Below are 9,280 nucleotides of genomic sequence, written 5' to 3'. Positions count from 1 at the left end.
AAACTCTACAGATAATCTTAAGTTAATATTGCGCTTTTTCTAAATTTTTTTGGGGTAGCCAAATTAGTGCCAAAATGCCGCGACTGACCCTCAACTCAGAACTATCGAGAAAAGCCATCGTAGCTCTATTGTAGAACAGTTAGCACAGCACTCAATAGTCGGATTCGGTATAATACGAAGTAGAATCAATCTAGAGCGTTTAACCATTCAGTTTTCTAAAATTCATGGTACAATCGATTCAAACTCTGACCCTGCAAGAATTTCTAAAGCAGCCAGAAACTAAACCTGCTTGTGAATATATTGACGGAGATATTATTCAAAAACCAATGCCACAAGGAGAACACAGTGCAATTCAAACTGAGTTAGCAACTGCAATTAATGCTTCTCTCAAACAACAACGAATTGCCAGAGCATTTTGCGAACTTCGCTGTACGTTTGAAAATCGTTCAATTGTACCCGATATTTCGGTTTTTACTTGGGAAAGAATTCCCCGACAAGAAAATGGTCGAGTTGCCAATACTTTTCCCATTCCACCCGACTGGATGATTGAGATTCTCTCTTCCGATCAAAGTCAAACAAAAGTCACAAAAAAGATTTTATATAGTCTAAAATATGGAACCCAAATGGGATGGTTAATTGATCCGGAGGATTTATCTATATTTGTACATTTACCCGAGCAAGCGACAACTTTTTATGATCAACCCACAGCCGAATTACCCGTACCTGAATTTGCCAAAAGTTTTAAAATAACCGTACAAAACTTATTTGACTGGTTGCTAGAGTAAGAAATTAACTCTTAACGAACCTAACCGGATGGAACCCATTTCAAAAAACAGCGATTTCCTTGTTTTTCCATAATTTCTGCACCCAAACAAAGATTTGTTTTCGCCCCGTCCAACCCGTCCTCGTCATTGTCAAAGAAACCGGGTTTTTGGGGTTTACCTGACGGAAAATATTTTTTCTAATTAAACTTGTGCGGTTTCAGTGATTGTAGTATTAGTTAATTGTAGCGGTGAATTTGCCCTGACAGCCCGAAACATTCCAAACCGACAAAGACCCGTCCCAAACGCTAACCGCATCAACAACAAAGTCGGGACTTCTCGCAAAGATTTAATAAAACCCGAGAAACCAAAACTCACTAATCCCTGGGGTCTGGCGATTCCTTGCCAAATCGAATCGAACCAAGAAGGTAGGGTTTGTTTTGTCCAATCTGCGGTGCTTACCTGCCCTTCTACAAGCCCCGTTTCAGCTAATAGTTCGGAAAAGCCTTCTATACTCGAAAAAGCCGGATGTGACCATTGATCGAGGAGTTGACGCATCACAGGTTTTTCCCAAACATTAAGCGGAATTTGCCGATCATCGCGTTGATTCCAGTCAGCCACAACCAACACGCCACCCGGTTTGACGACTCGCAGCAACTCTTTAGCAAAAATCGCTTTATCCGGCATATGGGGGCCAGCCTCAACAGACCATACTACATCAAAACTCGCATCGGGGAAAGACAGCGCCATTGCATCATCGACTTGAAATTTAGCATCAACTCCTGCGGGTGTCAACTCCTGGGCGCGTTTGACTTGTTGGGGGCTAATGGTAACTCCAGTCACAGAAAATCCGTAATCTTTGGCTAAAATACGACTACTTCCGCCTATTCCACAACCGACATCTAACAGCGTAGTTCCCGGTGGTAATTTGTCTAAACCGCCCCAGCGCACCATCTCATCTACAAAGTCGATTTTGGCTTGCAAAAAGTCTTTTCGTTGCGGGGGGGAACCATAATGACCGAGGTGGATATGTTCGCCCCAATAGAATTCTAAAATACCATCTTCCGTCCATTGATCGTAGGAATTGGCAACCGAATCAGAGGATTGATAACGGCGAGGGGTAATTAAGTACAAGACAATACCGATGGTCAAGATAATCAGGAAAAGTCCCAGGATGTTAACGAAATTCATTGAAAGAAAGGATTGATATTTTTTGACGATTTGACTCTTAATTTAGCACGAAGTTAGAGTCCTTGAGAACTGAAAGACTGTTGTTCGGGGAAAAACTGAGGAGGAATACAAGCAATAATTCCTTTTCTCATATGATATCCGACTAATCAATTAACGTACTGGTAGGGGCGGGTTCCGCCGAAGATCGAGGGCGACCACTCCGAGATTGAGTTAAACCCGCCCCACCCCCACCATAACAGGCATTAATCAACCGGATATCATATCAGAAGTTCGGGTCGTTTTTTGTACGCTAACTTCTCTTGGGGAGTCATTGCATAATATTGGTTAGCACAATCTAAAACAGAATTTACTGCCTTTTCAACCGGAAGATCTCCGAAGATATGGGATCGAAAGATTGAAAAGGAATTTTCCCAAATAGGGTTTTGCGAATTTTGTCTTCAGAAACTTTCAACACACCCGAAAACCCCCCAATATTACGATCAAACTCTGACGTCTTCTGAATCAACGAAAAAATCAGCGAAACATCCTCTACAGTAGCCGATCTAATATTCATATTTAAGTCAAAATAGAACCCCCTAACATTCGTTGATACCGTCGGTTTAACTCCTGCTGCATTAACGGCCAACGGTTTAACGTTTCATCCTTTTCTATCACTTTTTGCGCCGCATCTCTTGCCAATTCTAACACCTCCCGATCTTCAACTAAACTCGCTAAGACAAAATCCGGTAATCCTGACTGACGAGATCCCAAAACTTGACCTGGCCCCCGCAACTGCATATCCATTTCAGCGATAAAAAATCCATCTTGAGACTCTGCAAGAACCTCTAGCCTTTCTCTGGCTTCTGGCGTTGAACTTCCTGCCATTAATAGACAAAAAGATTTGTGTTTACCCCGTCCAACTCGTCCCCGTAATTGATGCAATTGAGATAACCCAAATCGTTCCGCATTTTCGATTAACATCACCGTTGCATTCGGAACATCCACCCCCACTTCTACAACAGTTGTAGAAACCAGAATTTGCGTCTTTTGATCGCGAAATTGACTAATCGCTTCATCTTTTTCCGCACTACTCAGACGACCATGTAATAAACCGATTTGAAATTCTGGGAAAATTTTCGTTTGCAGTTTTTGATGTTCCTCCACTGCTGAACGGACATCTAACTTTTCCGATTCTTCAACTAACGGCAACACCACATAAACCTGTCTTCCCTGCACAATTTCTCGTCGGATTAAATCATAGGCTTCATTGCGTTGTTTCCCCATTAAAATAGTCGTTTGAATCGGTTGACGCCCCGGCGGAAGTTCATCCAATTGACTCACATCTAAATCCCCATGTAACGTTAACGCTAATGTACGCGGAATGGGCGTTGCTGTCATCGTTAAAACATGAGGAGATTCACCTTTTTGTTGCAATCTAGCCCGTTGTTGCACCCCAAACCGATGCTGTTCATCAATCACCACTAACCCCAACCGATGAAAATTTACCGTATCTTGAATTAACGCATGAGTTCCCACTAAAACAGGTAATTCTCCCGTTTCTAATTGGCTGTGAATTTGGCGACGTTTCGCCGTTTTAGTTGAACCCGTTAACAGTTCAACGCTTAAGTGCATTAAGTTAAACCAACTGACTAATTTTCGATAATGTTGTTCGGCTAAAACTTCCGTTGGCGCCATCAATGCCGTTTGGTATCCGGCTTGAATAGCCGCTAACATTGCTACAACTGCGACTACTGTTTTTCCTGCCCCTACATCCCCTTGAACCAACCGATTCATCGGTTCAGAAGATTGTAAATCAATCAGAATTTCTTTGATGACTCGTTGTTGAGCATTCGTTAATTTAAACGGTAAAATTTCATCAAACTGTTGAATTAGTTTTCCCGTCGGAGCAAGAACGGCGCTAGTTGCCGCTTTTTTTTGAGATTGACGTCGTTGTAACAGTCCTAATTGTAGATAGAAAAACTCATCAAATACCAAACGGCGACGGGCTGCGGCTAAACAGTCTCTATCTGGGGGAAAGTGAATATTTTGAATCGCATCTTGTACTCCAATCAGTTGATAAATATCCAATAAACCTTGAGGTAACGTATCTTGCAACTGGCTCGTTGTTGGTAAAACCGATAAAACCGATTTTCTAATTAAGTCAGCACCCACCCCTTCACTCAGGGGATAAACAGGCACCACCCGACCAATTTTCATCGAGTCAATTTGCCCCCCTTCTTGGTCTAAAACTTCCAATTCAGGATTATCTAAAGTAATTCCATATTTATTACTTTTCACTAACCCCGAAGCCGCGACAATCGTACCCTGTGGGTAGTTATATTTTTGCTTATTTTGCCATCCCGCGTTACTATATCTCGGCCCTGCGAAAAAACGACTAATTTTGAGTTGTCCGGTACTATCCGTTAAGATTAAATCTAAAATCGTTAATTTCTTATTTCTAGGACTGCTAAAACAGTTACACCGTTTAACCTTAGCAATCAGTGTTACTGTTTCTCCCGGAACTAAATCTCGAATCGCAACTTGACGAGCATAATCAATATGATCTCGCGGATAATAGTATAATAAATCATAAACCGTATACAAGCCCAGTTTCGCTAAACGATATGCATTTCTAGGCCCGACGACGTTCTCTAAAGGTTGTTCTAAAGAAGAAGCAGCATTCGGTGATTTCTCAACAATTGGTAGGGTTTGAATCAGGGAATTTGTCGGAATAGATGCCGGAATTTGTTGACTTCTTTCAGTGATTTCTTCGACTTTTTCACGACAGTCAAGACTTCGCTGCATTTGCAACAAAAACCGCCTTGTATCATCCAGAAGGTTTTCTCTATCTTGCAGACTTTTTTCTGAATAATTCGCAAACGCATCTACCATTTGTTGACAGCGATTTTTAGAGTCTCCGGGAACAAGGTTAAAAAGTTCGTTTAAGCTAATATACAAAAACTCGTGAAATTGGTGATGCTTTCCCTGAACATTATTAAATCCCCTTTCGGCTTCAACTGCAATTGCTTTTTGTAAACGCTCCCAGTCTGGTTGGTTACTTTTCATTGTTCCAGTTGACTAAAAAATAGAAGTTTATCTGATTTTATTAATCCAATTAAACCGACTCCAAGTCATTGAAAACTCAAGAATCAAAACATTGGCTTGTCTATCCTTTCTAGGGTAACAGCCTGAAGCTGTCTTCCTCTAAAAGTATAGAAGTTTTTAACTTGAAAAATCAAGAAAATTCACTTTTATTTGACATTTTAGGAAATTTTCGCTAAGATAATAGCATAGGCTAGTCTGGGGTTCTTCGCCCTTACACTTGAACTATAAATCAACACCCAGACAATAGCCCGTCAACCCTTCGCCTCTAGCCTTCTACGGCTTCAGTGTTTAAGCGTTCTGCTCAAACCAACTCGCTCGCCAAGCCGCCTCAGCTTCTAAAACAGCCCGTTCTCGTTGTTTCTTCTGATAACTACGTCCCAGCTTGGTCAACTGAGCAGAGAGATTGCGAATCTGATGACGTTTTGACATCACGGCTGTATCTGCAAATTCAACTTCAGACAGACGCAGATGCACAGCCATCACACGAGTCACATTAGAAATCTCCTCGTCCTCGATGTCTTCGGTTTCAATCATCAAGTTCAGGAGGTTAGGCGGACTCGCAACAGTTTGTGCCGAAGTTTCCGCTAGAGAAGCCGCTTCTAAAAGGGCTTCTGGTAGTTTTTGGGGGAAAATCTCGGATTTTTGTAAGCATCGGTTGGTATCGCGAGACAGGGTTTTCAAAAAAGCATGAATTGATTTTTCCAGCTTTTCTTGCCACAAAGCCAACCGTTCAGGAGAACTCAAGGGCTGCGGAAGAGCCTGTTGAATCAAAAAATCAGTAGAGACTTCAACAGATTCATCTTCGGGGGTGAAATCTTCTTCTAAAGAATCATCGTCCTCTGGTTGTTCCTTCAAAGCTTGAGAGGCGGAGGAAAGTTGCACCAGAGACAGAAAAGTTTTTTGAGCGTTTGTAGCTAACGTTTGCAAATTTTGTTGAAATTTCTGCCGTTGTGAAAAGGAAAGCTTCAGAAAAGATTCTGGATAGCCCTGAGTACATAAATGATAACTCGCCAGAATCAACTGTTGGCGAACTGCTTTTCCTAAAGCCGTGAGATAATTTTCATAGGCGTGATCAAATTCATGAGCTAACTTGGCGATTGCCTCTTCTAAAGAAGCGAGATCCTCCTCTATGGCTTTAAGCGATCCTGTCATTTCTGCAATTTGATGGAGAAAGCGTCAATATTAAACCGTAAAAACTAATCCGTTAGCCGGGTTCAGGTGTCAATTCTTAGCTATAAAAATCTGAGGAAAAACTGCCGAATCATTAATTTTCCCAATGATAAATCCAGTTTCCGGTCTTCTACCTTAAGCAACTGAAATAGCTTAGATTTAAAAGCCCCAATCGCCTCTAATGATAATTTGAATCGGGGCCAATCAAACTTTTTTGCAAGGTTACTTCTGTCCAAAAAACGGCGCTTATTCAGCCGTCTCTTCCTCTGCATCAACCCCCTCGCCCAGAACAAAGCGAGAAAAGCGACGCACTTTAATATTTTCTCCGAGAAGGGCAATGGTTTGTTTAACCAACTCTTCAACCGTAATATTTTGATCGCGAATATAAGGTTGATCCATCAACGCCAATTCTTTCAGACGCTTATCGATCCGACCTTGAACGATCTTTTCTTTAATATTATCGGGCTTTCCAGCCAAATCATCGCGCTTCATCTCAATCGATTTTTCTCTCTCAACAATATCGCTGGGAATATTATCAACCGCAACATACTCCACATTCGGACAAGCGGCAATTTGCATGGCTACATTTCGCACCAGCGTTTGAAACTCTTCGCGACGCGCAACAAAGTCAGTCTCGCAGTTAATTTCGACGAGGACACCGACGCGACCCCCAGTATGAATATAGCTGCCAACCAGTCCTTCACTGGCCGCACGACCCGCTTTTTTATCGGCCGAGGTAATGCCCTTTTGTCGCAGCCACTCCATAGCTTTGGTCATATCGCCATCTGTTTCTTTGAGCGCTTTTTTGCAGTCCATCATACCTGCGCCTGTTTTTTCACGCAGTTCTTTGACTACTTTTGCTGATATGTCGGCCATTTTTTCCTCTATTCCTTCTCTTGAATTTTTTTGAGTCGCCCTGAGACGAATGGTAAATGACCTACACCCAATTTTTGGGTTTGAGTCGAGAAAAGATTAAGTTTCTGGGTTCGGCACTATGCGCGAGTCCATCGGTTTTTCAATAGATCCGCACAGACCTGATGTTGCTACTATCGCTTTACGTGCTTCGTGTTAAGTGTTGGTACGCACGAATCCCAACTCTAGTAGACCAACATTTTTATGATTTTACCTCAATTTGAGGTCAACCGTCCTCAAACCGGGCTTGTATCCCGCTTAATTTCGGTAATCAACCCTGTATATAGTAGCACTTTCTACTGATTCAATTTTCCCTCAATTTCTCTTGCGTCCCCGAACGGGATCAGCATTGTTTGTACAGGGCGCAAGCCCGAACCCAATTGGCTTAAATAGGTATTTTGCGCCCTTTTATCCCTCAGAACATTGAGACTGCTGAGTTGATTTTAATCCTCTTTATCGGGATCTTCTTCCTCTTCAATATATTCTTCGTAATCTTCACCTTCTTCGCCGAACTCTTCTTCTGCACCTTCGTAGTCGTCAGCAAATTCTTCAGCGAGATCGGGATCACCCTCCAGTTGACCGTGACGCCCTTCATAAATGGCATCGGACAGCTTCCCAACGATTAATTTAATCGCTCGAATGGCGTCATCGTTGGCGGGAATATGGATGTCAGCCAAGTCGGGATCACAGTTCGTATCCAACATCGCAATAATTGGAATTCCCAACTTTTTACACTCCATAACAGCGTTATGTTCCCGTCGCTGGTCGATCATCACCACCGCATCAGGAGTGCGACGCATTTGTTTAATACCACCCAGGTATTTTTGCAGCTTCTCCAGTTCCCGTCGTAACACAGAAGCTTCTTTTTTGGGCAGATAATCAAGTTGACCGCTATCTTGGCGATATTCTAGCTCTTTGAGTCGGTCTACCCGAGTTTTGATGGTCGTCCAGTTGGTCAGCATTCCCCCTAACCAACGTTGGTTTACATAATAGGCTCCACAGCGTAGAGCTTCTTGAGCAATGATACCTGCCGCTTGACGTTTCGTACCCACAAACAGAAATTTCTTGCCTTGTTCAGAAGAAGTTCTAATATATTCATAGGCTTCTTCCATCAGTTGGGCGGTTTGCAACAAGTCAATGATATGAACTCCGTTCCGTTCTGTATAGATATACGGAGCCATTTTCGGATTCCAACGACGAGTCTGATGTCCGAAGTGAACTCCAGACTCCAACATTTCAGCGAGACTAATAACTGCCATTTTAAATTTAACTCCTTTCGGGTTAATCCTCCATCCCAGGGTTGATCTCTGACTTGGATTTGTCAAAAACACCCGAAACCCAGGATGTGTGAATTTTAGACAACCTCTCTATAGTAGCAAAATTTGCGTAAAAGGGAACAGGAAATTGATCGTCACCAGCAATCAGTGGTTTTGTTCAAGTAGAGTGTTTCTCGGACATATGGGTTGACATACTCCCCATAGCTAAAGCTAGGGGATTCTTAACTACAGTTAATTCCTGGTTCAGTGACACCACTTATTAATTCAGATTTCTCCTCATTAACAGAGGTGGAAGTCTCCCCAAGCGTTTCCTCGAACGAGGCAGTTTCCGAATGCCCTTCGGTACTGTATTGTTGATACTCGCTACCCAGAATACTCATGCCCTTCTTCAGAATATTAAGTGCCGCATTAGTATCTCGACAAATTTCTGTATGACATTTAGGGCATTTGTGAGTCCGGGTGCTGAGTGATTTCTTCACCCTCAATCCACAGTTAGAACAATCGGCAGAGGTGAAATGTGGGCTAACAGAAACAACTGCTTTATCCCAAATTTTTCCAAAATAGTTTAACCATTGGGTGAATTGATACCAACTCGCGTCTGAAATCGACTTAGCTAAATGATGGTTCTTGACCATATTTTGTATCTTTAGGTCTTCGTACACCACGACATCGTTAGATGTCACGACGCCCCGGGCTAACTTCACAGCCCAGTCTTTACGTTGGCGTTGAACCTTCAAATGTGCTTTCCCCAGTCTTTTTCGAGATTTGTGGTAGTTATTTGATTGGGGCTTTTTACCCTTGACAAACTTCCTAGATAGTCGTCGCTGTAGCTTTTTAATTCGCTTTTCAGATGACCTTAAATACTTGGGATAGATGGCTGCATTG

7 protein-coding genes are annotated in these 9,280 nt (G+C 42.4%); 1 reads left to right on the top strand and 6 read right to left on the bottom strand.

Annotated features, from left to right (window positions below):
* Positions 1–224: 224 nt before the first annotated feature.
* Positions 225–785 (top strand): Uma2 family endonuclease, encoded by a 561-nt coding sequence (locus tag WN50_RS13570; RefSeq protein ID WP_046281376.1) that lies wholly within the window; start codon positions 225–227, stop codon positions 783–785.
* 180 nt (positions 786–965) lie between these two features.
* On the opposite strand, the gene WN50_RS13565 is transcribed toward WN50_RS13570, so the two are convergent.
* The 6 genes from WN50_RS13565 to WN50_RS13535 form a co-directional block, all read right to left on the bottom strand.
* Complete coding sequence (locus tag WN50_RS13565; RefSeq protein WP_046281375.1) at positions 966–1,952, bottom strand: methyltransferase domain-containing protein; 987 nt, start codon at positions 1,950–1,952, stop codon at positions 966–968.
* Between the two features lie 555 nt (positions 1,953–2,507).
* On the bottom strand, positions 2,508–4,997 hold the full coding sequence (recG, locus tag WN50_RS13555) for an ATP-dependent DNA helicase RecG (protein ID WP_046278888.1): 2,490 nt from the start codon (positions 4,995–4,997) through the stop codon (positions 2,508–2,510).
* 327 nt (positions 4,998–5,324) lie between these two features.
* Entirely contained in the window at positions 5,325–6,188 is an 864-nt protein-coding gene (locus WN50_RS13550) for a hypothetical protein (RefSeq protein ID WP_046278889.1), read from the bottom strand.
* A 264-nt stretch (positions 6,189–6,452) separates the two neighbouring features.
* Positions 6,453–7,082, bottom strand: coding sequence for a translation elongation factor Ts (tsf, locus tag WN50_RS13545; RefSeq protein ID WP_046278890.1), 630 nt, complete (start codon positions 7,080–7,082; stop codon positions 6,453–6,455).
* Positions 7,083–7,561: 479 nt separating this feature from the next.
* Positions 7,562–8,377, bottom strand: a complete 816-nt coding sequence (gene rpsB / locus WN50_RS13540) for a 30S ribosomal protein S2 (RefSeq protein ID WP_046278891.1) — start codon at positions 8,375–8,377, stop codon at positions 7,562–7,564.
* Positions 8,378–8,616: 239 nt separating this feature from the next.
* Positions 8,617–9,280 (bottom strand): RNA-guided endonuclease InsQ/TnpB family protein (locus tag WN50_RS13535; protein WP_049559459.1); only part of this gene is annotated, 664 nt, incomplete at its 5' end.

Source organism: Limnoraphis robusta CS-951 (assembly GCF_000972705.2).
The sequence above is the reverse complement of the archived record's forward strand: the minus strand, read 5'-3'. Positions and strand labels throughout refer to the sequence as shown.